This is a genomic window from Nitrincola tapanii (genome assembly GCF_008368715.1).
Taxonomy (GTDB): Bacteria; Pseudomonadota; Gammaproteobacteria; order Pseudomonadales; family Balneatricaceae; genus Nitrincola; species Nitrincola tapanii.
In genome coordinates, this window is record NZ_SMRS01000008.1 from 43547 (window position 1) to 65633 (window position 22087).

24 protein-coding genes are annotated in these 22087 nt (G+C 51.1%); 17 read left to right on the forward strand and 7 right to left on the reverse strand.

Going from position 1 to position 22087, the window contains the following annotated elements; translation table 11 throughout:
• Window positions 1–81: 81 nt before the first annotated feature.
• On the reverse strand, window positions 82–906 hold the full coding sequence (locus tag E1H14_RS10920) for a M48 family metallopeptidase (protein WP_149391515.1): 825 nt from the start codon (window positions 904–906) through the stop codon (window positions 82–84).
• 180 nt (window positions 907–1086) lie between these two features.
• Between E1H14_RS10920 and E1H14_RS10925 the strand changes: the two genes are divergently transcribed.
• The 9 genes from E1H14_RS10925 to dnaB all read left to right on the forward strand — a co-directional run bounded on the left by E1H14_RS10925 (window position 1087) and on the right by dnaB (window position 7645).
• Window positions 1087–1701 (forward strand): anthranilate synthase component II, encoded by a 615-nt coding sequence (locus E1H14_RS10925; RefSeq protein WP_149391516.1) that lies wholly within the window; start codon window positions 1087–1089, stop codon window positions 1699–1701.
• 1 nt (window position 1702) lies between these two features.
• The gene (trpD, locus tag E1H14_RS10930; RefSeq protein WP_149391517.1) at window positions 1703–2746 is read left to right on the forward strand and encodes an anthranilate phosphoribosyltransferase; all 1044 of its coding nucleotides are present in this window, start codon (window positions 1703–1705) and stop codon (window positions 2744–2746) included.
• Window positions 2743–3546: an indole-3-glycerol phosphate synthase TrpC gene (gene trpC, locus E1H14_RS10935; RefSeq protein ID WP_149391518.1), complete on the forward strand. Its 804-nt coding sequence runs from the start codon at window positions 2743–2745 to the stop codon at window positions 3544–3546. Before trpD ends, trpC begins: the two co-directional genes overlap by 4 nt.
• A 27-nt stretch (window positions 3547–3573) precedes the next feature.
• Window positions 3574–3987: an OsmC family protein gene (locus E1H14_RS10940; RefSeq protein WP_149391519.1), complete on the forward strand. Its 414-nt coding sequence runs from the start codon at window positions 3574–3576 to the stop codon at window positions 3985–3987.
• Between the two features lie 126 nt (window positions 3988–4113).
• On the forward strand, window positions 4114–4539 hold the full coding sequence (rpsF, locus tag E1H14_RS10945; RefSeq protein WP_149391520.1) for a 30S ribosomal protein S6: 426 nt from the start codon (window positions 4114–4116) through the stop codon (window positions 4537–4539).
• A gap of 24 nt (window positions 4540–4563) precedes the next feature.
• On the forward strand, window positions 4564–4791 hold the full coding sequence (rpsR, locus tag E1H14_RS10950) for a 30S ribosomal protein S18 (protein WP_149391521.1): 228 nt from the start codon (window positions 4564–4566) through the stop codon (window positions 4789–4791).
• Window positions 4792–4806: 15 nt separating this feature from the next.
• Window positions 4807–5655, forward strand: coding sequence for a YybS family protein (locus tag E1H14_RS10955; RefSeq protein ID WP_149391522.1), 849 nt, complete (start codon window positions 4807–4809; stop codon window positions 5653–5655).
• Between the two features lie 40 nt (window positions 5656–5695).
• Entirely contained in the window at window positions 5696–6142 is a 447-nt protein-coding gene (gene rplI, locus E1H14_RS10960) for a 50S ribosomal protein L9 (RefSeq protein WP_149391523.1), read from the forward strand.
• A gap of 117 nt (window positions 6143–6259) precedes the next feature.
• The gene (gene dnaB / locus E1H14_RS10965) at window positions 6260–7645 is read left to right on the forward strand and encodes a replicative DNA helicase (protein WP_149391524.1); all 1386 of its coding nucleotides are present in this window, start codon (window positions 6260–6262) and stop codon (window positions 7643–7645) included.
• Between the two features lie 21 nt (window positions 7646–7666).
• Here dnaB and bioA read toward each other — a convergent pair whose 3' ends face one another.
• From bioA to E1H14_RS10985, 4 genes are all read right to left on the reverse strand, one after another.
• Window positions 7667–8947, reverse strand: a complete 1281-nt coding sequence (gene bioA, locus E1H14_RS10970; RefSeq protein WP_149391646.1) for an adenosylmethionine--8-amino-7-oxononanoate transaminase — start codon at window positions 8945–8947, stop codon at window positions 7667–7669.
• Between the two features lie 63 nt (window positions 8948–9010).
• Window positions 9011–9742, reverse strand: coding sequence for a tRNA (N6-threonylcarbamoyladenosine(37)-N6)-methyltransferase TrmO (tsaA, locus tag E1H14_RS10975; protein ID WP_235017446.1), 732 nt, complete (start codon window positions 9740–9742; stop codon window positions 9011–9013).
• Window positions 9743–9757: 15 nt separating this feature from the next.
• The gene (locus E1H14_RS10980) at window positions 9758–11398 is read right to left on the reverse strand and encodes a Na/Pi cotransporter family protein (RefSeq protein ID WP_149391525.1); all 1641 of its coding nucleotides are present in this window, start codon (window positions 11396–11398) and stop codon (window positions 9758–9760) included.
• A 99-nt stretch (window positions 11399–11497) separates the two neighbouring features.
• Window positions 11498–12220, reverse strand: a complete 723-nt coding sequence (locus tag E1H14_RS10985) for a ComF family protein (RefSeq protein WP_149391526.1) — start codon at window positions 12218–12220, stop codon at window positions 11498–11500.
• Between the two features lie 86 nt (window positions 12221–12306).
• Between E1H14_RS10985 and bioB the strand changes: the two genes are divergently transcribed.
• The 7 genes from bioB to E1H14_RS11020 all read left to right on the forward strand — a co-directional run bounded on the left by bioB (window position 12307) and on the right by E1H14_RS11020 (window position 18217).
• On the forward strand, window positions 12307–13359 hold the full coding sequence (bioB, locus tag E1H14_RS10990; RefSeq protein WP_149391527.1) for a biotin synthase BioB: 1053 nt from the start codon (window positions 12307–12309) through the stop codon (window positions 13357–13359).
• The gene (gene bioF, locus E1H14_RS10995) at window positions 13356–14549 is read left to right on the forward strand and encodes an 8-amino-7-oxononanoate synthase (RefSeq protein ID WP_149391528.1); all 1194 of its coding nucleotides are present in this window, start codon (window positions 13356–13358) and stop codon (window positions 14547–14549) included. The genes bioB and bioF overlap by 4 nt, the downstream gene beginning before the upstream one ends.
• Window positions 14536–15351, forward strand: coding sequence for an alpha/beta fold hydrolase (locus E1H14_RS11000; RefSeq protein WP_149391529.1), 816 nt, complete (start codon window positions 14536–14538; stop codon window positions 15349–15351). The genes bioF and E1H14_RS11000 overlap by 14 nt, the downstream gene beginning before the upstream one ends.
• Window positions 15351–16169: a malonyl-ACP O-methyltransferase BioC gene (bioC, locus tag E1H14_RS11005; protein WP_149391530.1), complete on the forward strand. Its 819-nt coding sequence runs from the start codon at window positions 15351–15353 to the stop codon at window positions 16167–16169. Before E1H14_RS11000 ends, bioC begins: the two co-directional genes overlap by 1 nt.
• Window positions 16166–16855: a dethiobiotin synthase gene (gene bioD / locus E1H14_RS11010; protein ID WP_149391531.1), complete on the forward strand. Its 690-nt coding sequence runs from the start codon at window positions 16166–16168 to the stop codon at window positions 16853–16855. The genes bioC and bioD overlap by 4 nt, the downstream gene beginning before the upstream one ends.
• A 154-nt stretch (window positions 16856–17009) precedes the next feature.
• A complete protein-coding gene (locus E1H14_RS11015) occupies window positions 17010–17261 on the forward strand; it encodes a hypothetical protein (protein ID WP_149391532.1) in 252 nt (83 codons plus the stop codon).
• 44 nt (window positions 17262–17305) lie between these two features.
• Entirely contained in the window at window positions 17306–18217 is a 912-nt protein-coding gene (locus E1H14_RS11020; RefSeq protein WP_149391533.1) for a putative metalloprotease CJM1_0395 family protein, read from the forward strand.
• Here the strand turns inward: E1H14_RS11020 and E1H14_RS11025 are convergent.
• Both E1H14_RS11025 and xseA read right to left on the reverse strand, forming a co-directional pair.
• Complete coding sequence (locus E1H14_RS11025; protein ID WP_149391534.1) at window positions 18208–18993, reverse strand: alpha/beta fold hydrolase; 786 nt, start codon at window positions 18991–18993, stop codon at window positions 18208–18210. The two genes, E1H14_RS11020 and E1H14_RS11025, sit on opposite strands and share 10 nt — an antisense overlap.
• Entirely contained in the window at window positions 18993–20357 is a 1365-nt protein-coding gene (gene xseA / locus E1H14_RS11030) for an exodeoxyribonuclease VII large subunit (protein ID WP_149391535.1), read from the reverse strand. The genes E1H14_RS11025 and xseA overlap by 1 nt, the downstream gene beginning before the upstream one ends.
• Window positions 20358–20519: 162 nt before the next feature.
• On the opposite strand from xseA, the gene guaB reads away from it, so the two are divergent.
• Complete coding sequence (guaB, locus tag E1H14_RS11035; protein WP_149391536.1) at window positions 20520–21989, forward strand: IMP dehydrogenase; 1470 nt, start codon at window positions 20520–20522, stop codon at window positions 21987–21989.
• The last annotated feature ends 98 nt before the right edge of the window (window positions 21990–22087 follow it).

Here is a 22087-nt window from a genome sequence, read left to right on the forward strand (position 1 = left end):
CATTGAACTCGACGAAAAACGGGAGCTAAGGCTCCCGTTTTTTGTTGTGTCGATTCCGATGATTCACTTCATCTGGAGGGATCAAGATCCAGGTCGACGGCAGCTTGGCTTACGACCTGCCTGTTGTGCTTGCTCATAGAGGTTGAGGGCGTCTGGCATGGCACGTTGTAAGGTTTGAATACGGGTGTTGTAACCTGGATGTGTGGATAAGAACTCAATATTACCGGAACCTTGGCGGCTCATATTCTGCCAAAGTGTGATGCTTTCGCGGGGATCAAAACCTGCTCTGGCCATGAGCTCTAACCCCATCAAGTCAGCTTCGATTTCATGCTGGCGCGAAAATGGCAGTAAAATACCGACCTGAGCGCCCAGGCCTAAAGCGGCTAAGAGTTGATCATTCGAGCGCTCGCCGCTGGCGAAGACTGCTGTTGCCAGGGCTAAGCCCATTTGCGTGGCATATTGAGTCGAGACACGTTCATTGCCGTGGCGAGCCAGGACATGGCCAATTTCATGCCCCACCACAGCGGCTAGCTGTGCAGGAGTTTGTGCCAAATTTAGCATGCCCTGGTAGAGGCCGATTTTTTTACCCGGCAACGCAAAGGCATTCGGTGTATCGGCAGCAAACACTTCCACCTCCCAGCCATGAGGATCGGGTGAGACGGCCAGGAGTGCATCTGTGACACACTGAGCATAACGCCGCACTTCAGCATTGGTAACGGTTTTCTTTTCTTGGCGCATCTGCTCGAAGTTTGCCGCACCCATCGCATTGATCTGCTGGTCACTGAACATGGTAAATTGGCTGCGTCCGGTGGGTGAGGTCGCACAGGCACTCAGAGTGACTGTGAAGAGGATGAGCAGAAGGAGTTGGCTATAACGAATTCGAACAAATGTCTCGCGTGAGATCATGATGACTAGGTCCTCCAGAAAAGGTGGTGATTAGCTTACGCTAGAAAGCTGAGCCGGAGATGAATGAAATCAAAAGTATCTCAAGACTTGGCACGACTTTTTATCTTGCAGGCTTTACACTAATGGCCGAAAAATTGGGTCTTGATACAGTGCTTTAATGTAGGTGGTGATAACCCTAGCATGGTTTTGGTCATTGATAATTATGACAGTTTTACCTGGAATCTTGTGCACTATCTGCAAATCTTAGGTGCAGAGGTCAAAGTGTACCGTAATGATGCTATCTCCTTAAGTGAGGTAGCGGATCAGGCACCTGAGCATATTTTGATTTCGCCAGGGCCTTGTACGCCCGATGAAGCCGGTATCTCTTTAAGGCTGATTGAGCGTTTTGCAGGCAAGATTCCCATCCTAGGCGTGTGCTTAGGACATCAAGCGATAGGTCAAGCTCTGGGAGCTAGAGTGGTGCGTGCAGAGAAACCGATGCATGGTAAAACCTCTCTGATCTATCATCAAGATCAGGGGGTTTTTGCAGGGTTGCAGCATCCTCTTCAGGTGACGCGTTATCATTCCCTAGTACTGGAACCTGGCAGCCTACCCGCCGGTTTGGAGATCACTGCTTGGACTGGATCGGAATCTCAGTGTGCAGAAGTGATGGGGATTCGGGATGCAGGGACCGGCGTACAAGGGGTGCAATTTCACCCTGAATCGATCTTAAGTGAACAGGGCTTGGAGTTACTGGCAAACTTTTTGGGTGTGCCTTGGACACAAGGCCAAGCAATCCGTCAAGGAGAAGAATAAGATGAATATACAGCAGGCACTGGCGCGCGTAATTGAGCATCTAGACTTATCGCGTACGGAAATGGTCGATGTGATGCGGCAAATCATGACTGGGCAGTGTTCGGAAGCTCAGGTGGCGGGTTTCCTGGTGGCTTTGCGCATGAAAAGTGAGTCGATTGATGAAATCACCGGCGCGGCACAAGTGATGCGTGAGCTGGCCACGCCCGTCAAAATTAAATCGCCCTGCGCCGTGGATATTGTCGGCACCGGTGGTGATGGGGCGAATCTGTTTAATGTGTCCTCCGCATCTGCATTTGTGGCGGCTGCCGCCGGTGTTGCGATTGCCAAACATGGCAATCGTGCGGTGTCATCCAGCAGTGGCAGTGCTGATTTGCTTGAGGCCTCAGGTGTTAATCTTGCTTTAACTGCTGAGCAGGTGGCGCGCTGTATTGATGAGGTTGGGGTAGGGTTTATGTTTGCGCCTTCGCATCATACCGCGATGAAACACGCGATAGGGGCTCGTAAGGCTTTAGGGGTGCGCACGTTATTTAATATTTTAGGCCCTATGACCAATCCAGCGGGGGTCAAGCGTCAGGTGATCGGTGTATTCAGTCAGCAACTGTGTCGTCCAATGGCTGAGGTCATGCAGCAGTTAGGGGCTGAAGAAATCCTAGTGGTTCACGCTGAAGATGGTCTGGATGAAATCAGTTTAGCAACGGCCACGCATGTCGCTCAGTTACAGGATGGCTTTATTCGTGAATATAGCCTAACACCGGAAACACTTGGTATTGAAAGCCAGAGTCTGATCGGCTTAGAAGTAGAGTCTTCCGCGGATTCTTTGCGCTTGATTCAGTTGGCATTCTCGGATAGTCAGGAAAAGCTGGCTGTGAAAGCGCGTCATATGATTGCACTCAATGCCGGCGCGGCAATCTGGCTGGGCGCGGCAGCTGAAAATCATAAAGCGGGGGTCGCCAAGGCGCTGGCTGTCATGCAAGAAGGTCGAGCCGCTGCGAAAATGCAGGAGCTGGCTCAATTTAGTCAAAAGTTTATTCAGGAGTCGGCATGACCGATACACCGACCATTCTTAAACGTATTATTGAACGTAAACATCAAGAAGTGGCCGAGCGTTCCGCTCAAATCTCTTTAGCGCAATTAAAAGAGCGTGTGGCAGAGGCCGACCCTGTGCGCGGTTTTGCGCAGGCGCTTTGGGCTAAAGCTCTAGCTGGAAAGCCGGCGATTATTGCTGAGGCCAAAAAAGCCAGTCCTTCCAAGGGCGTGATCCGTGAGGATTTTGATCCTGCTGCGATTGCACGGAGTTATGAGCAAGCCGGTGCTGCGTGTTTGTCAGTCTTAACCGATGTGGATTTTTTTCAAGGTGCAGACGCCTACCTTCAGCAAGCGCGTGCGGCCTGCGCTTTACCGGTCATTCGCAAAGATTTTATTGTAGATGCCTACCAAATTTACGAAGCGCGTTGTTTGGGAGCGGATGCAATCCTGTTGATCGTTGCAGCCTTGAGTGATGAGCAGTTGAGGGCGTTTACTCAGCTGACGCATGACTTGGGTATGGATGTTTTGATCGAAGTGCATGGTGCCGAAGAGCTGGCGCGAGCCTTGCCGTTGCAAACCCCGCTTCTGGGGATTAACAATCGTGATCTGCATAGTTTTGAGGTCAGTCTCAAGAATACGTTTGATCTGTTGTCGTCTATTCCATCAGAACGTCTGGTGATTACAGAAAGCGGTATTGTAACGCCGGAAGATGTGGTGCAGATGCGTGATGCGGGTGTAAAGGGGTTCTTGGTTGGGGAAGCCTTTATGCGTGCATCGGAACCGGGTGAAAAACTCGTCGAACTTTTTAATCAATTCTGATCTTGAAGAAATTTAGGTGAAGCCGTTATGCAAGCAGAAGTGAAATGGCAAGGTGATGTGCGTTTTCAGGGTCAGACAGGTACGGGTTTTGCTGTCATGATGGATGGTGAGCAGAAAATAGGCGCTCGTCCTATGGAGCTGATTCTGCTCGGTTTAGGTGGCTGTACCAGCTATGACGTGGTGAATATTCTGAAAAAAGCCCGTCAAGAGGTGGTGGATTGTGTGGCTAAAATCGACGCCGAAAGAGCCGAAACGGTTCCTGCCGTCTTTACCAAAATCCATGTGCATTTTGTTGTCAGTGGGCGTGGATTAAAGGAATCACAAGTTAAGCGCGCCGTTCAGCTTTCTGCGGAGCAGTATTGTTCAGCGTCCTTGATGTTGGAACGCGGAGGCGTTGAAATTAGCCACAGTTATGAGATTCAAGAGGTGTCAGAGGCTTGACACGGATAAAAATTCAGTTGTAAACAAATGGAATGGGCCGTAGAATATGGCTCCGTTTTGTATGTTCAACTCCTTGCTTTCGGCCAAATCCCTGGCTCGAAGGCTGCAAAACCGTAAGGAGCAATAATGCGTCACTATGAAATCGTATTTCTGGTTCATCCGAATCAGAGCGAGCAGGTTCCAGCTATGCTGGACCGTTACAAAAACTTGATCGAAGGCGCTGAAGGCACCATCCACCGTCTAGAAGACTGGGGTCGTCGTCAGTTGGCTTACCCGATCAACAATGCTCACAAAGCACACTATGTTCTGATGAACATCGAGTGTAACCAGGAAACTCTGGATGAGCTGGAAAGTCTTTTCCGTTACAACGATGCTGTTCTGCGTAGCATGATCATTCGTTGTAAAGAAGCGATCACTGAAGTTTCTCCGATTAAAGCCGCTGAAGCCCGTGAAGAGCGCAAGCCACGTCGTGAAGACCGTGCTGAGCGCCAGCCGAGAGAGTCTGAAGTAGAAGACTCTGACGCTGACGAGCAAGAATCAGTTGAAGAGTAATTTAAATCTAATCGGAGAGTAAAAATGGCTCGTTTCTTTCGTCGTCGCAAGTTCTGCCGTTTCACAGCAGAAGGTGTTTCTCAGATCGATTACAAAGATCTCGAAACGCTAAAAGCTTATATCACTGAAACCGGCAAGATTGTACCTAGCCGCATCACTGGCACCAAAGCTCGTTACCAGCGTCAGCTGGCTACAGCGATCAAGCGTGCCCGTTACATTGCGTTGCTGCCGTACACTGACGGACACAAGTAAGTTTAGGTAACCGCCATGCGAGCCCTCGCTGATAGCATCATGAAGGGACGCAGTCAGGCGGTCATGATAGTTGTCATTGCAGCTATGTTGCCTCTGTTGTACTGGGTCAGTGCGGCAGGGGTGAGTCTGATTACACTGCGGCGTGGTGTGTCAGATGGCATCAAAATTCTGTTCTGGGCAATGTTGCCCGCCTTGTTGTGGAGCCTATCAGGTGATCCTTCAGCGCTGGCGGTGATTCTGGCAAGTTTTATACTCGCCGTTTTGCTCAGAGAAAGCCGCTCATGGCCAAGAGTTTTGATTGCCCTCGTACCGATCGGTGTACTCATTAGCTATCTGCTAGAGATGCTGCTAGGGACGAGAGTGGACCTTTGGGCAGAAATTGCTCAGCAACTGATGCAACAGCCATCAGCAACGAACTCGCAGGCAATGTTTACGAATATGTCGATGCGTTCAGTTGTGTTGGGCGCGCTGACAGGCTTTCATGCTTTAGCGGTGCTCTTGGTGCTGATGTTAGCGCGCAGTTGGCAAGCGGCTCTGTTTAATCCGGGTGGTTTTCGTGAAGAGTTTCATGAATTACGCCTCCCTGCCTGGTTTGCAATTCTGTTGCTCGCAGGTGTGGTGCTAGGCGGCACGCTGGGATTAGACATGGTGCGCTGGTATGCCCTGTTGCTGATGCCTTTGTTTATCGCAGGGGTGGCTTGGGTTCACTGGCTGGTTGCAAGACGCGGATTTGGAAAAACTTGGCTGATCACTCTTTATGTCATGCTGCTGTTTTTCGGTCCCTATCTAATGACATTGTTGGTATTTCTGGCCTTGATTGATGCGTGCTTTGATCTGCGCAAAGGAATACCCGCTGGGAATTAAGTGACTACATCTTCAGATGTAGAATTAAGAGGTTTACGAGATGGAAGTTATTCTGCTCGAAAATATTGGTAAGCTCGGTAAGCTGGGCGACAAGGTTTCTGTAAAAAGCGGCTTCGGTCGTAACTACCTGGTTCCACAGGGTAAAGCTGTTTCTGCAACGGCTGAAAACCTAGCGCGCTTTGAAGAGCGTCGTGCTGAACTGGAAGCTCAGTCAGCCGCTAAACTGGCTGCTGCGCAGGAGCGTGCTGAGCAGTTGGAAGGTCTTGAGCTGACCATCATCACCAAAGCGGGTGATGAAGGTAAACTCTTTGGTTCTATCGGTACTCGTGACATCGCGGACGCGGTTTCTCAGTCAGGTACTGAAGTTTGCAAGAGCGAAGTGCGTCTGCCTGCAGGCGTAATCCGCCACGTAGGTGAGTTCGAGATCGGCATCCAGCTGCATCCTGAAGTGAGCACCTCTATCACTTTGATCATTGCGGCTGAATAATTCTTTAGCGCTGGTCAAAGACAAAAAAGACACCTCGGCTAAGCCCTGGTGTCTTTTTTTTGCCTGTCACTCTAGAATGGCGAATTTCGGTTAAGCAAGCCAAGAGGAAAGAGTTTGATGGAGTTTGCAGAGCAGCACTCTGACGCCTTTGTGGAGGCCAAGGTCCCTCCCTATTCTCAAGAAGCGGAACAATCCGTTTTGGGTGGCTTGATGCTGGATAACCAGGCATGGGATACCGCATCTGAGATTCTGCTAGACCGACATTTCTACCGCCCAGAACATCGCATGATTTTCCGTACCATGCAAAAGTTGGTCGATGATAGTCGCCCGTTGGATGTGGTGACACTATCTGAAGAACTGGATCGTCAAGGTGATTTAGAACGAGCGGGTGGGCTGGATTATCTAGTTGCTTTGGCCCGAAATACACCCAGTGCCTCCAATATTCGTGCCTATGCAGAAATTGTGCGCGATCGTGCGCTCTTGCGGCAGATGATCAGCGTGGCCAATGAGATAGCGGAAAATGCGTTTCAGCCGCAAGGTCGTGCATCCGATGAGATTCTGAATGAAGCGGAACAGAAAATTTTCCAGATCGCCGAGAATCGCCCTAATCAAGGGGGACCTGAAGCGATCAACCCACTGCTGAAAAAAGCAGTTGAACGTATAGATCACCTGTTTCACAACGCGGATTCGTTAACGGGGGTGACCACGGGTTTTGATGATCTGGATGAGCGCACCGGCGGATTGCAGAAATCGGACTTAATCATTGTCGCGGCGCGTCCCTCTATGGGGAAAACGACCTTTGCGATGAACTTGGTCGAGAATGCCTTGATGGCTACACAACGACCTGTGCTCGTGTTCAGTTTAGAGATGCCTGCTGATCAACTCGTGACACGTATGTTGTCGTCATTAGGACGTATAGACCAAACCCGTGTGCGCAACGGGCAGCTATTGGATGAAGATTGGCCGAAGCTCACGACCGCGGTGAATATGCTCAAAGGTAAGCCTCTGTTCATTGATGATACACCGGGTATCAGTCCGAATGAGATGCGCAGTCGGGCGCGCCGCATCGTACGCGAGCAGGGTGATCTGGCCATGATCATGGTCGACTATTTACAGTTGATGCAGTTGAAAACGGGTAAAAGTGAGGGGCGAACTGCTGAGATTTCAGAGATTTCTCGCTCACTCAAAGCTCTGGCGAAGGAGATGCAGTGCCCTGTAGTAGCGCTGTCTCAGCTCAACCGTAGTTTGGAAAACCGTCCGAACAAGCGTCCGGTGAACTCCGATTTGAGGGAGTCGGGGGCGATTGAGCAGGATGCCGATGTGATCATGTTTATCTACCGTGATGAAGTTTATAACGAAGATAGCCCTGAAAAGGGTGTGGCCGAAATCATCATAGGTAAGCAGCGTAACGGCCCTATCGGTACGTCACGCTTAACCTTTATCGGTAAGTACACACGCTTTGAAAATCTCTCACATGTGCATTATGACTATCTGGATGAGTGATGGCGTAGTGAGAAAGGGTTGTTAAGCCCAATCATGGACGACTTGGCAAATTGTTTGACACAGCTGGCTGAGATCCTCATCGGAGATGATGTAAGGCGGCATCACATAAACCAATTTGCCGAAGGGGCGCACCCAGACACCTGCCTCAACAAACTTAGGCTGCAGTTGGGGTAAATTGACGGCTTGTTTGAGCTCAATCACACCGATCGCCCCTAAGCAGCGAACGTCGGCAACACCGGTATAGGCACGAGCAGGTGCTAAACCCCGTTCTAATCCCTGTTGTAATTGCGCAATTCGTGCTTGCCAGTCGCTCTGCAAAAGCAGGTCCAGGCTGGCACAGGCGACAGCGCAGGCCAGTGGATTACCCATAAAGGTCGGGCCGTGCATAAAGCAACCCGCCTCACCGGATGAGAGCGTCTGGGCGATAGATTGAGTGGTCAGCGTTGCGGCCAGCGTCATGTAGCCACCGGTTAAAGCTTTACCCAGACAGAGAATATCGGGTGTGATATCGGCATGCTCACACGCAAAGAGTTTTCCAGTACGCCCAAAGCCGGTGGCGATCTCATCGGCAATCAGCAAAATATCATATTGGTCACAGAGTTGGCGTGCATAGCCTAGATAACTAGCGCTGTAAAAACGCATGCCTCCAGCACCTTGTACGATGGGTTCAAGAATCAGTGCAGCGGCCTCCTGATGGTGCGCGGCGAGTAGATTCTCCAGTGCCTCACGATCTTCCGGCCAAAGCGCTTCACCAAAGGGGGTTTTTGGCTCGGGTAGGAAGATTTGTGCATGTAAATTGCGTTGAAACAATTGATGCATGCCGGTCACGGGATCACAGACAGACATGGCGGCAAAGGTATCACCGTGATATCCCCGTCTTAAGCTAATCAGACGATGTTTTTCACTTTTCCCGCGAGCATGCCAGTATTGCAAAGCCATCTTGATGGCGACCTCGACACTCACAGAACCGGAGTCAGAAAAAAATACAGTCTGCAAAGCGGTCGGGGTCAGTGCGACCAGCTTTTGTGCCAATGCGATTGCGGGCGGGTGGGTCAGTCCTCCGAACATTACATGCGCCATTTTATCGATTTGCGCTTTGGCGGCTTGATTGAGGACAGGGTGGTTATAACCATGAATAGCAGACCACCAGGATGCCATGCCGTCGATCAACTCGCGACCATCATTTAAGCGTAAGCGCACGCCCTCAGCGGAAACTACAGGAAACACAGGTGAGGGTGCCTGCATAGAAGAGTAGGGGTGCCAGATATGCTCATAGTCAAATTTCAGATCTTCAGGTTGCAAAAAGGTCACAAGAACTCTCCGAATGGGGCAGGGTATACAAGCAAAAAAGCGTCTAAGCGCTTGTTATTCCGATGTCTCAAGCGTCAGGCTTAATAGGGTAATCTGCTCAGCATCAATACGAAAGCGGAGATTTAAATCATACAAGCGTAAGCCATATTCTCGTTGAGTGTCTTGGTGTTGATAAGCAGGGCGCGGATCGCAGCTAAGAATTTCACTGATCTGTTGATGCAGTGGTTGCTGTAAACGCTGACTGTGCTCGGTACAGGCGGCAGCGGCTTGCGCTGAGAAGTAAAGGGGTTTGGATTGCTGCGGTGCGCTCGGAGCGATGGCGGCGAAGGCTTCAGGCAGCGCGTCGGCATAAGGAAGATAGGGCTTAATATCAAGGACTGGAGTTTGGTCAAGGAAATCTGCGCCGGATAGATGTAAAAACGTGCCGGCAGGGCTGGTTTCCACTTCTTCTAAAGTAACAACAGATAAACCGATTGGATTGGGTCGAAAAGTAGAACGTGTCGCAAAGACGCCGAGCTTTTGGTTCCCCCCTAAACGAGGTGGACGCACTAGAGGTTTCCAACCCTGGTGAGCGGTGGCACTAAAGACAAACACTATCCAGAGATGTGAATAGCCTTCTATGCCGCGTAATGTCTCAGGTTGCGCGGCAGGGCCTAGCAATTCCAGGCGCATCTTTAGTGAAGGGGTGAGCCCCGGTTGTCTTGGGATGCCAAACTTTTCTTTGAAAGGGCTATGAATACGCCCAATTGCTTGAAATTCGAAGGTTTGTATCGCAGTAAGATTCACGGATAGGATTCGTCCTTAAGTGGTTAAAACAGGTTCGACCAAGGGCGTGCGTCGCGAAGCTGGAACGCTGTAGCTCCAGTGGCGAGCGCCTTTTTCGATCTGTTCAGCTAAACGCTGAACATGACTCAGCGCATCCAGCAGCGCGACACTTTCTTGGCTGCTCAGGCGTCCGGCGATGCTTTGTTGTAACAGTTGGCTTTTGAGATCTTGATAGGTTTTATCCAGTTCTAAAATCGTTTTATGAGCCTCAATACCTTGAATGTGGCTTTCTTCGCTGAGTTCACAGATGTCGATCAAGGCGATGACCTGGCGCTGATATTGAAACACAGCTTGCCGGATGCCTGTATCTTCGATTTGTTCAAACACTGGGTAATATTCTGGCAGCTTCGCGGCGAGACGTGCCACTTCACTGTAATAACGTGCGACCCGAAGTGAGAGGGGCAACGCTTCACTGATCTCTAAGCTCAGATTCTGGCGACCGAGCTCCTGATTAAAGCTGACGATCTGTCCGATCAATTGATTGACCCCATTTTGTTGCTGTTCCAGTCGTGCCGAGGCATGGCGTTCGGCGCTGATTGATTCACGCGACATGCGGCTACAGAGCTGACTGACGCGGGTTAGCTCACGGCTGATGGCTTCAATAGCCAGGGTGGGTGTTTCCAGAACGGTTTGGTCGATATAACGAGGTCGAGCTTCATCTTCTTCCTGACTGCGAAAGCGTTTGTTCAGGAAACGTTCTAGGTGAGTGGTGAGTGGCCACATCAAGAGCACACCCATCACATTAAACAGCGTATGAAAAAGCGCTAGGAGCATCACCAAGTCTAGAGCGCTCGGGTCCAGTGCATCTAAATAAGTCGCGCTGAACATGAGTAGCAGTAAACCTACTAGGCCCGTTAGGATATTAAATGCGACATGTGCGGCGGCGATACGTTTGGCGTTAGATGTGGCGCCAATTGCGGCCATGAGAGCTGTCGTGGTCGTGCCGAGATTGGCGCCAATAACAACGGCCGCCGCCGCCGACATGGTGATTGAGTTGGTGTAGACCAGTGACAGGGCGATGGCCATGACCGCGGCGGATGCCTGCATTAAAAAAGTCATCACAAAACCTGCCAGGACAAAGAGCGCTAAAGCCCAGATGCCCTGGCCGAGACTGGCAAGCTGAAAGTCATCACTGAAACCTTCAAATCCGGTGCGCATAAAATCCAGGCCAATAAAGAAGATACCAAAACCGATGAGCGCGGTTCCGATATGCCCAAGACGGCGTTTGTTCGCAGTAATCTGCAACACCATCCCCAGGCCAATAATTGGGAGTGCGAAGGCACTGATCTGAATTTTGAAGCCGATCGTGGCCACCAACCAGCCCACCATGGTCGTGCCGATATTGCAGCCATAAATCACGGCAATCGATTGTGCCAGAGTGAGCAAGCCCGCGTTAACAAAGCCTAACGTGGCGACCGTGACAGCGCTAGAGGATTGCACCAGTGCTGTGATCAAGGTGCCTGAAATCAGGCCACGTAAACGAGAGCGGGTGGCAAATTCAAGCGCTTGTTTGAGGGAGCGCCCGGCAGCCAGTTTCATACCTTGAGTCAGAAGTTGCATGCCGAGAAGAAACATGCCGATACCCCCGATCAGCTGTCCAAGCATGGTGAGCGTCATTTCTTATGTATCTCTTTTTTGTTGAATGCACTTGATCATCATAGAAGGAAACCGGCGGGACGCACAGTCTTCTGAGTAGAGGGTGGATGTTTCGGGGCCTTATTCGTCTAAGTGTCTGGGTTGTGGCGTACGTGCCAATACCCAAACTTCCACGACTTCACAGCCGGCCATTTTTAAAGCTTGGGCGATGGCTTCGGCTGTGCTCCCCGTGGTGCAGATATCATCAATCAGCGCAACATGACGCGGCAACTCGCCTTGAGCGTAAAAGGCGTTTAAGAGGTTGCGCTGCCGTGCTTCAGCATCGAGCGTCATTTGGCGAGGTGTGGAGCGTATTTTCTTAAGCGCGCCTTCCAGTACAGGAATGTCCAGCTTTTGGCTTAAAGCCCGACAGAGCAATTCGGATTGATTAAAACCGCGAAGCAAGGCGCGCCAGGGCCGCATCGGCACATAAGCTAAGGCTTGGGGAGGTGTCTCCAGATCGCTGATTAACCAGCGGGCAAAAACTTCACTCAGCCAGCCTAAGGCGACTGGATTCTGGTGATATTTGATCTGGGGTAGGAGGCTATTCATAGGGAATTGGTATTGAAAGGCAGCGCGGATGCGATCATAGGCGCTGTCACCTCGGCGACAGGTCGGGCAAAGTCCTTGGCTGGGGTTGCAGCTGAGATTGAGGGGAAGGGCGCAGTGTTGGCAGGGATTGAGCAGCCAGGGTAGATCGGCGTGGCAGGCTTCACAGAGGCCGCTCGTGTCACAGTGGTGCAGTTGGCATAAAGCACAGTTTTGATTAATAAATGATCTAAGGTTAACTTTATTGAAAAGCATAGGTTGACATCATCCTGCGTCATTTTATCATGCCTGAAATCAGCGGCAGTGCCGCATTCATTCCTTTATAGCTTGGATTTGTCTGTATGAATACTGCGTCCCACCTGCGTCATGATTGGACTGAAGCTGAAGTCCAAGCGCTCTTTGATCTCTCCTTTAATGATCTTTTGTTTCAGGCACAAACCGTGCACCGTCAGCATTTTGATGCTAATGCTGTCCAGGTGAGCACGCTGCTCTCAATCAAAACAGGGGCGTGTCCAGAGGATTGTAAATACTGTCCGCAAAGCGCGCATTACAATACAGAACTGGAAAAGCAGCGCCTGATGCAAGTGCGTGAAGTTTTAGAGCAGGCACAGGCCGCAAAAGAGGCGGGAGCCAGTCGTTTCTGTATGGGCGCGGCTTGGAAGCAGCCGAATGCCCGCGATATGCCTTATATCATTGAAATGATTCGTGGTGTTAAGGCGATGGGGCTAGAAACCTGCATGACTTTGGGCATGCTGGATCAAGAGCAGGCCACAGATCTGGCACAAGCCGGTTTGGATTATTACAACCACAACCTAGATACCTCTCCAGAGTTCTATGGTGAGATTATTACGACGCGAACCTATCAAGATCGCTTAAATACGCTGCAAAATGTACGTCAGGCGGGCATGAAGGTTTGTTGTGGTGGGATTGTGGGGTTGGGTGAGTCACAACGTGATCGTGTGGGGTTGTTGCTCACCTTGGCCAATCTGCCGGAGCATCCGGAATCGGTTCCCGTCAATATGTTGGTGCGCGTAGCGGGTACGCCGCTGGAGGAAGCGGAGGCAGTCGATCCGTTTGACTTTATTCGGACGATCGCGGTTGCGCGTATTTTGATGCCACACTCTCATGTTCGTCTTTCTGCAGGGCGTTCGGCCATGAACGATCAGATGCAGGCGTTATGCTTCCTCGCCGGTGCCAATTCCATTTTCTATGGAGATAAGCTTCTGACCACCGATAACCCTGAAGCGAATGCCGATAAAGCTTTGTTTACACGTTTGGGTATTTACCCTGAGGTGCGTGAAGATGTGTCCGATGAGGCGTATGAACAAGCGATTGAGCAGAGCTTACGTGCTCAGCAAGATGCTGCCTTATTTCAGGATGCTGCGCGCGGATGAGAGCAGGTCAGCGCCTGGATGCCGAGCTGAAGGCGAGTTTAGAGATACGCCAGCGGCAGGGTTTATATCGCCAACGACAGACACTTTATAGCCCACAGCAGCCGCAGGTGCGGCTTTTAGATCAAACCTGTCTGGCGTTCTGCTCCAATGACTATCTTGGTCTGGCGGCCGATCCTCGGGTGGTGTCTGCTCTCAAGGAAGGTGCCGCGCGCTATGGCGTCGGAGGGGGCGCCTCTCATCTGGTCTCTGGGCACAGCTATGCCCATCATGCGCTAGAAGAGGCGTTAGCTGAATTCACTCAACGCCCACGTGCATTGCTTTTTTCTTCCGGTTATATGGCGAATCTCGGCGTGCTAACCGCCTTGTTGTCGGCACAGGATCGGGTCTACCAGGATCGACTCAATCATGCCTCCTTGCTGGATGGTGGGCGCCTCAGCGCTGCGCGCTTTCGTCGTTATCCTCACCAGGATGTACAGCGTCTCGCTCAATGGCTGCAACAAGATGAGACCTCAGGTCGACGTTTAGTCGTCACCGATGGTGTCTTCAGTATGGATGGAGATGTTGCACGACTGGATGACTTGGCCCGGATTTGTCATGCCGAAAATGCCTACTTGATGGTGGATGATGCCCACGGGTTTGGTGTGCTGGGTCAGCAGGGGGGCGGTTGTGCGGAAGCCTTTAATCTCAACGTTGATGAACTACCTATCTTGATTGGCACTCTGGGCAAGGCATTTGGTACGGCGGGTGCTTTTGTAGCGGGTTCGGAAACCTTGATTGAAACACTGATTCAGTTTGCAAGGCCCTACATCTATACCACTAGTTTGCCTCCAGCGGTCGCTCATGCGACCTTGACCAGTTTGCAGTTGCTGCGAGAAGAAGGACACCGACGTGAGCATCTTCGGCAATTGATACAGCAGTTCCGCACAGGCTGCCAAGCCTTAGGTTTGAATTTGATGCCCTCTTCAACGCCGATCCAACCTCTTGTTGTGGGCTCTGCTCAGGCCGCCTTGGCCATGAGTGATGCTTTGCGAGCGCGGGGCATCTGGGTGACGGCGATTCGACCACCGACGGTTCCAGAGGGTACGGCGCGTCTTAGGGTGACTCTGACCGCCTCACATACATCAGAGCAGGTGGACAGACTGTTAAACGCTTTAGCACAAGCCTCTAGAGTCGATAATGATCAAAGTTGATAAGCAGGGCGAGAGTGGTCCTCTGCTGATATTACTTCCAGGTTGGGCAGCTTCAAGTCAGATCTTCTCAAACTTTGAGGTTTGGGCGCAGGCATACAGAATGCGCATCTGGCGTGTCGACTATTCAGCCGCTGAGTTTGATGCTCTCTATCAAAAGCACCCTGTGGCGTTGCAGGCTTGTGTTGAAGCAATCCTTGCAGAAGTGCAGGAGCCTGCGATCTGGGTGGGTTGGTCCTTAGGTGGATTGATCGCCTTGAAGGCGGCCGCCTTGCAGCCGCAACGCACTCAAGCCTTGTTTATGCTGGCGGCGACCCCCCAGTTTGTTGCCGGTGAAGACTGGCCGCATGCCATGTCAGAAGAGATGTTTAATGCGTTTGAGCAAGATCTGATTGCGCAGCCTGCTCAGCTTCTAAAACGTTTTCGACATCTACAAGTGAAAGGCTCGGTGGCGGCACGCACACTGATCCCTCTGCTTGAAGAGAAGGCATCGGACGCAAGTGTCGAGCAATTACAGCAACAGTTGAATTGGTTACGACAGAGCGCATGGGCTGAATGGGAGCGACTGAAGGATCGTGTATTTTTCGTTTTAGGAGGGAAAGACCTCCTAGTGCCGAGTCTGCCTTGGTATGCAGTGATGCGCGAGCATTTCACTCCTTTTGATGCGCAGCTATCTCTGTTTCCTGATGCTGCGCATCTGCCCTTTTTATCCGATGCGGAGGCTTTTTTTACGGATTTAGAAAAGCGCTTGGCGCTTCATGGACTGGAAAAAATCTCAGATTCCGATCCCCAGCAGGAGTTTTGATGCGCTTACCTCACCGCGTGCTATCGAGCCTGGATAAAAAACAGGTCGCTTATTCCTTTAGTCGTGCTGCTCGGGACTATGATCGTGTTGCAGAACTGCAACCGGTTGTGGCCAAGCATCTGCTCAGCAAAATTCAGCTTGGATCTAATGTCGGAGCAGATGATTTCTGCTGTGATCTGGGCGTTGGAACGGGATATGCCATCCCTCAACTGCTGAAACTTTTAGAGCCAGCACAAGTTTTGGCCTTAGATTTAGCCGAGGGCATGTTGCATATTTGTCGTCAGCGCCATGCTGAGCAAGGGGTGCATTTTCTTTGTGCAGATGCCGAAACACTACCCTTGGCCAACTCATCTCAATCCCTAATATTTAGCAGTTTGGCCATACAATGGTGTCCTCATCCTGAGCGCTTATTACAAGAAATTGCACGCGTCCTAAAGCCGGGTGCTTGCGCCTATTTAGCGACCTTGGGTCCGGCCAGTTTGTACGAGTTACGAGATGCCTGGGCTGAACTGGATGATCAACCGCACGTGAATCGATTTTTATCGGCTCAAGACTGGTTGGACTGTTTGCCTGATAGCCTTCGGTCTTGTGAACTGGAGGTGCAAGAGCAGGTGCTCTATTACCCGGATCTACCCGCCTTGATGCGATCTTTAAAAGATTTGGGTGCAAACCCTGTGGCCGGGCGTCAAGCAGCAGGTCTGGGTGGGCGCGCGCGTTTACAAGCCTTGGCGGAGATCTATGAAGGTTATCGTCAAACTCAAGGCTTGCCTTTGACTTATCAGACTTATTACTGGGTATTAAAAAAGAGTGTGAAATGAAAGCAGCTTGGTTTGTATGCGGGACAGATACAGGTGTTGGAAAAACCTTAGTTACAGGGGCTTTGATGCACGCTGCGATCGCACAAGGCTACAGCACAGTCGGATTAAAGCCCTTGGCAGCGGGATGTGAGTTGACGGCAGAGGGTTGGCGTAACGAAGATGCTTTGCATCTTCAAGCCTGTGCGAATGTTGAATTGAGTTACGATCAAATTAATCCTGTTGCGCTGCCCGAAGCGGTGGCACCGCATTTGGCCGCGGGTACACGTATCCTAAGTGCGGAAAGAATAGCGGCTTATTGTCGGGGCACTTTAATGCAACCTGTTGATCAAGTATTTATTGAGGGGGCAGGTGGGTGGCGGGTGCCACTCAATGCTCGAGAAGCTTTCTCTGAAGTGCCGCGCCTTTTAAATCTGCCGATTATTATGGTCGTAGGGATGCGCTTAGGTTGCTTGAATCATGCTTTGCTGACAGCTGAGGCGATTGCACGTGATGGCTTGCGTTTAGCGGGTTGGGTGGCAAATCAACTGGATCCTGAGATGCCAAGATTCGAGGAGAATCTGGAGAGTTTGATTCAGCGTTTGCGTGCCCCGCTGTTAGGCGTGGTGCCTTGGATGTCTGCTGCCGATTCGCAGCACGCAGCGCAACACCTAGATCTCTCTTTATTATTGTCATCCAATGCGCGTTGAGGTTGAACAAAATCTGTACAGTTTTTTGGCCTGTGCTAAACTTGAATCTGAAAGTGCTCTTGAATCCAGAGATATGAGTCCCTTTGTGGAAAATGTCTAAGTAAGGTGTTCAAGGGTCTTTATGTGATTAATGATGAGTATTAATGGGTGAGTTATGAATATTAATGGCGTAGCGGTTCAGACCAGCGGCTTGTTGAATGTGAATCGTGGTCTGGACAACACACAGCGTGTCGCCGGCGATCTTCAGGGCAGTGGCAAGCCAGATACGCCGGAAGTTCAGGCAGGTCAGCCTCTCAGTGCCTCGGTACAAGAAACCGCTGCGGCGCAGCAGGTCGCTGCACCGACCACCCAGGTGGTTAATCAGGCGGATGAAGTAATGGGGTCTCTGATCGATACGCGTGTCTGAAGTATTAGATGCGTTAAAGGAGACGTAAAGCAGAGGGTGATTGTATGCAAGTCAATGGCTTAGCATCTATCAGTTGGGTAGCAGGTGCTCAACAGAAGAGTGCACCTGCTGCTTTGGCCAGCACTTCTGTTAGCTCAACACTGAATAGCTCCCCGATTAATAATCCAGCCGATAGCATCAACTTTGCTTCAGATCTATCTTCTACCTCCCGCGTCAGCTCTACCTCTTCAGCGTCTGATCTTGAGCAGCAAAATCTAGAACAAAGTTTAGTCCAGGCACTCGCGCAGCGTGATCGTGAGGTACGTCAGCATGAGATGGCGCATAAAGTAGTGGGCGGACCTTATACCGGTGCGATTAGTTATACCTATGAGCGCGGCCCTGATGGTCAGCTTTATGCCGTTGGCGGTGAAGTCAGTATTGATACCTCGCCGGTACCGGGCGACCCTGAGGCGAGCTTACAAAAAGCCGAAACGATTGCACGTGCTGCTTTGGCACCGGCTGATCCCTCCCCACAAGATCTTAAAGTAGCCGCGCAAGCACGAAGTATGGCCGCGGAGGCAAGAGCTGAGATTGCGCTGGAAAGGGCTGAAGCGCAGCAAATAGAAGCTGACGAGGCCTTGTTGCAGGAGCCTGCTGAACAGGCCGAGGCACGACCTGAGCTGGGTCTTGTAACGAGCGAAGAGCAGGCGGAATCACGACTGGAAGCGGATAATACGGAAGCTCAAAAAGCAGAAGAGCAAGCTCTTGATGAAAGAGAAGCCGCAGCTGAACGTCGTCGTGAAGTCGCCGATGAAATGCAGGCACAAAGAGAGCGATCTGCACAAAGGTTACGTGAGTTTAATGAGCGCCTCGTTGAAATTCAGCAGGCGCTGCAAGCGTTAAATAGCCGCTTAATTGCCACGGGAGCCCTCCCAGGACCTGCAAATTTAGGCAGTCTATTGGATCGTCAAGCCTGATACGCCTTCAAGAAACGTTCAACCAAGCCTAAAAATACTTGGGGTTTTTCGGCATGTGGCCAGTGTCCGGCTCCCGCAATGACTTTAAAACTGGCGTGGCTAAAACGTCTTAATATCTCAGCTTGATACTCAGGAATCAGGTAATCAGAGCATTCGCCCTTGATGAACAGTGTTGGCTGAGGAAATTCCCAAGGGCCTGCGGGTGCGGCGGCGATCTCTGTATAGTGGTTTTTTAGGGCCTCTAAATTCATGCGCCAGAAGAACTCTTTCCCTTCACGCGCCAGATTTTTAAGAAGAAAAGCACGTACCCCTGCTTCTGGCACAAAGGCCTGTAACTGCAGATCAGCCTCTTGACGGCTCTGCAGCTGGCTTAAGTTTATGGCACTTAATCCGGCAAACACATTTTCATGCTGTGCGGGATAAGCTACCGGTGCAATATCGACGAGAATCAGGCGTTGAATACGCTCGGGTGCTTGATGGGCTAGTTGCATGGCGACCTTGCCTCCCATGGAATGTCCAAGCAGGTGGGCACTGGAAAGTTCGAGGTGATCCATCAATTCCAAAACATCCTCTGCCATAGCTTGATAATTCATTGTAGTGCTGTGGCCGGAGCGGCCGTGATTGCGTAGATCAGCCGTAATGACATCGAATTGGTTGGCTAAAGCGGTACTGATCGCGCCCCAGTTTTCTAAACTGCCGAGTAGTCCATGCAGAATGATCAGACTGGGGGCTTGGACAGAAAGGTCTGGAGACTTGCGTTGAAAATTAAGCAGCATTAACAGGATTCCAAATCAGAGTTGGATGAGGGCGTGTCGAGCGTTAAAACCTGACTGCGCAGAGTGCCGTCGCAGAGTTGGGTATGCAGAATATCGCCCGCAGACACGTTTTTCACAGATGTGATCAGTTCTTGTTGATCGTTACGCAGAATGCTGTAACCCCGCTCTAGAGTGGCCAGGGGGCTTACGGAGTTTAAACGTGCGAGTAATCCTTGAAACCGCAGTTGTCGATGTTTGACATCTTCGTGCATTTTTAAGCGCAATTGATGTTCCAGTTGGTTGAGATGCTGGCGCAGAGACAGCAAAGATTTCTCTGGGGTGGCGCGCTTTAATCTTAGCTCGAGTTGTCTTAATGCTATGCGCTGTTCATCTAGTTGGCTTTGAACGGCACGGCCTAGTCTGAGTTCGAGTTGATCTAAGCGCTGGCTTTGTTCTCTCAGGCGATCTCCAGGATGTCGCAAGCGTTTGCGTAAATGTTGTAGATGCGTACGCTGCTGCAGCAAATGGCGTTGCATCTGTTGTGTTAGGGCTTGCTCTACGCTTCTAAGTTGGCGTTGTAAAACCTGTTGGTCGGGGCTCACTAATTCGGCGGCCGCAGAGGGTGTAGCGGCACGTATATCTGCGACGAGGTCGGCAATCGTGACATCCACTTCATGTCCGACAGCTGAAATGATCGGAATTTTGCAGGCAAAGATGCTCTGGGCAAGGTGTTCGTTATTAAACGCCCAAAGATCCTCAAGTGAGCCGCCCCCTCGACCTAAAATCAAGACATCACATTGCCCATCCGTTTGTGCCTGTTGTAAGGCGCGAATCAATTGAGCCGGCGCTTCACTGCCTTGAACAGCGCTTGGGAAGAGGGTGATGGGGAGGCCAGGATAGCGTCTTTGTAATACTTGTAGGATATCGTGAATGGCTGCCCCGCTGGGGCTGGTGATGATGCCGAGATGATGCGGAAACTTGGGTAGGGGGCGTTTGTGTTGGACATCAAACAGCCCCGCTTGCGCCAGACGTTGACGCAGAGCTTCGAAGGCTTGTTGTAAGTCACCTTGTCCGGCGGGTGCCATCTGCTCACAGATCAATTGAAAATCACCGCGGCCTTCGTACAGGCTGACGCGCGCCGTCACCTGGACGCGATCACCCTCTTTGGGAAGGGTGCGCAAAAATTGTGCGCGGTTGCGGAACATCGCTGCACGAACCTGAGCTTTGGCATCTTTCAGAGTAAAGTACAGATGGCCTGATGAGGGGCGTGCCAGATTGCTGATTTCACCTTCGATTTTAACGAGGTTGAAGTGGCTTTCTAAAAGCGTACGCGCCTGTGCATTTAAGTCACTGACGCTGAGAACGGAAGAAGTTGATAGATTCATGAGGACTATCTTAACAGTAATTTTTTCGGCATGTGAGCTGGCTAAAATGACAAATCTGTACTTATCTAGTGCTGGAGTCTTGCATTTTTTCAGATTGAGAAAAGAGCGTGTTCTGTGTAAAATATTGGGTCTTATTTTTCAAGTTAGACAGGCTGGTTGAGAATGTTGCGAATCGTTGAAGAAGCACTCACCTTTGATGACGTACTGCTGGTTCCGGGGTATTCAGAAGTACTGCCAAAAGACGTTTCCCTGAAAACCCGCCTGACCAAAGGCATTGAACTGAATATCCCTTTAGTTTCAGCGGCGATGGATACCGTCACCGAAGCACGCTTGGCGATCGCGATGGCGCAAGAGGGCGGGATAGGGATTATTCATAAAAATCTGACTCCTGAGCAGCAGGCAGAAGAGGTTCGTAAGGTTAAAAAGTACGAATCGGGTGTCGTCACTGAGCCTGTGACCTGCAGCCCATCGACCACTGTGGGCGAGGTTCTGGAGTTGGCACGCCGTCATGGTTTCTCTGGCTTTCCGGTCATGGAAGGGAATGAGCTGGTGGGTCTGGTCACCAGTCGAGATGTGCGTTTTGAATCCAATATGCAAGCTTCTGTCTCCAGCATCATGACGCCAAAAGAGCGCTTAGTGACTGCGCGTGAAGGGGATGATCCAGAATATATCCGTGATTTATTACGCAAGCATCGTATTGAAAAAATTCTATTGGTGGATGAGCAGTTCCGTTTGACCGGCATGATGACGGTGAAGGATATGAGCAAAGCTCAGGCCTATCCACTTGCCGCAAAAGACGGTAAGGGCCGTTTGATTGTGGGCGCTGCCGTGGGAACCGGTCCTGAAACGCCTGCGCGTGTTGAAGCCTTGGTTCAGGCGGGTGTGGATCTGATCGTCGTAGATACTGCGCATGGTCACTCTAAAGGCGTGATTGACCGTGTTGCTTGGGTTAAACAAACCTTTCCTCAGGTGCAGGTCGTGGGCGGTAACATCGCGACCGCTGAAGCCGCTTTGGCGCTTGCCGCTGCTGGAGCAGATGGTGTCAAGGTGGGTATTGGCCCTGGCTCCATCTGCACGACACGTATTGTTGCGGGCATAGGTGTGCCACAGATTAGTGCGGTGGCGAATGTTGCAACCGCGCTTAAAGATCTGGGTGTGCCGGTGATTGCTGATGGTGGTATTCGTTTCTCGGGCGATATCTCTAAAGCCATTGCTGCCGGTGCAGCCGCTGTGATGGTTGGCTCGATGCTGGCGGGTACGGATGAGGCGCCGGGTGAAGTGGAGTTGTATCAAGGGCGTGCCTTTAAGTCTTACCGTGGTATGGGGTCTTTGGGTGCTATGTCTGGCCTGACGGGTTCCTCTGATCGTTACTTCCAGGACGCTAAGGCCGGTGTTGAAAAGCTGGTGCCCGAAGGGATTGAAGGGCGTGTGCCTTGTAAAGGCCCGATGGCAGGCGTCGTGCATCAGTTGATGGGTGGTCTGCGTGCTTCAATGGGCTATACCGGTTGTGCAACGATCGAAGAGATGCGCACTCTGCCGAAGTTTGTTCGGATCACCAGTGCTGGCATCACCGAAAGCCATGTGCATGATGTATCTATCACGAAGGAAGCACCGAACTACCGTGTTGGGTAAGTCGGATAAAGGTTGAATCGAGTGGGGCTAAAACTGCCCCACTTTTTATTTATGCAATCGATCTGTCATCAATCAGACAGAAGCCAAATATAGACAGA

What these genes read in the sequence shown, in the direction of transcription:
- E1H14_RS10920 (WP_149391515.1), bottom strand. Translation starts at nt 906, where the DNA reads ATGATCTCACGCGAGACATTTGTTCGAATTCGTTATAGCCAACTCCTT.
- E1H14_RS10925 (WP_149391516.1), top strand. Translation starts at nt 1,087, where the DNA reads ATGGTTTTGGTCATTGATAATTATGACAGTTTTACCTGGAATCTTGTG.
- trpD (WP_149391517.1), top strand. Translation starts at nt 1,703, where the DNA reads ATGAATATACAGCAGGCACTGGCGCGCGTAATTGAGCATCTAGACTTA.
- trpC (WP_149391518.1), top strand. Translation starts at nt 2,743, where the DNA reads ATGACCGATACACCGACCATTCTTAAACGTATTATTGAACGTAAACAT.
- E1H14_RS10940 (WP_149391519.1), top strand. Translation starts at nt 3,574, where the DNA reads ATGCAAGCAGAAGTGAAATGGCAAGGTGATGTGCGTTTTCAGGGTCAG.
- rpsF (WP_149391520.1), top strand. Translation starts at nt 4,114, where the DNA reads ATGCGTCACTATGAAATCGTATTTCTGGTTCATCCGAATCAGAGCGAG.
- rpsR (WP_149391521.1), top strand. Translation starts at nt 4,564, where the DNA reads ATGGCTCGTTTCTTTCGTCGTCGCAAGTTCTGCCGTTTCACAGCAGAA.
- E1H14_RS10955 (WP_149391522.1), top strand. Translation starts at nt 4,807, where the DNA reads ATGCGAGCCCTCGCTGATAGCATCATGAAGGGACGCAGTCAGGCGGTC.
- rplI (WP_149391523.1), top strand. Translation starts at nt 5,696, where the DNA reads ATGGAAGTTATTCTGCTCGAAAATATTGGTAAGCTCGGTAAGCTGGGC.
- dnaB (WP_149391524.1), top strand. Translation starts at nt 6,260, where the DNA reads ATGGAGTTTGCAGAGCAGCACTCTGACGCCTTTGTGGAGGCCAAGGTC.
- E1H14_RS10980 (WP_149391525.1), bottom strand. Translation starts at nt 11,398, where the DNA reads ATGACGCTCACCATGCTTGGACAGCTGATCGGGGGTATCGGCATGTTT.
- E1H14_RS10985 (WP_149391526.1), bottom strand. Translation starts at nt 12,220, where the DNA reads ATGCTTTTCAATAAAGTTAACCTTAGATCATTTATTAATCAAAACTGT.
- bioB (WP_149391527.1), top strand. Translation starts at nt 12,307, where the DNA reads ATGAATACTGCGTCCCACCTGCGTCATGATTGGACTGAAGCTGAAGTC.
- bioF (WP_149391528.1), top strand. Translation starts at nt 13,356, where the DNA reads ATGAGAGCAGGTCAGCGCCTGGATGCCGAGCTGAAGGCGAGTTTAGAG.
- E1H14_RS11000 (WP_149391529.1), top strand. Translation starts at nt 14,536, where the DNA reads ATGATCAAAGTTGATAAGCAGGGCGAGAGTGGTCCTCTGCTGATATTA.
- bioC (WP_149391530.1), top strand. Translation starts at nt 15,351, where the DNA reads ATGCGCTTACCTCACCGCGTGCTATCGAGCCTGGATAAAAAACAGGTC.
- bioD (WP_149391531.1), top strand. Translation starts at nt 16,166, where the DNA reads ATGAAAGCAGCTTGGTTTGTATGCGGGACAGATACAGGTGTTGGAAAA.
- E1H14_RS11015 (WP_149391532.1), top strand. Translation starts at nt 17,010, where the DNA reads ATGAATATTAATGGCGTAGCGGTTCAGACCAGCGGCTTGTTGAATGTG.
- E1H14_RS11020 (WP_149391533.1), top strand. Translation starts at nt 17,306, where the DNA reads ATGCAAGTCAATGGCTTAGCATCTATCAGTTGGGTAGCAGGTGCTCAA.
- E1H14_RS11025 (WP_149391534.1), bottom strand. Translation starts at nt 18,993, where the DNA reads ATGCTGCTTAATTTTCAACGCAAGTCTCCAGACCTTTCTGTCCAAGCC.
- xseA (WP_149391535.1), bottom strand. Translation starts at nt 20,357, where the DNA reads ATGAATCTATCAACTTCTTCCGTTCTCAGCGTCAGTGACTTAAATGCA.
- guaB (WP_149391536.1), top strand. Translation starts at nt 20,520, where the DNA reads ATGTTGCGAATCGTTGAAGAAGCACTCACCTTTGATGACGTACTGCTG.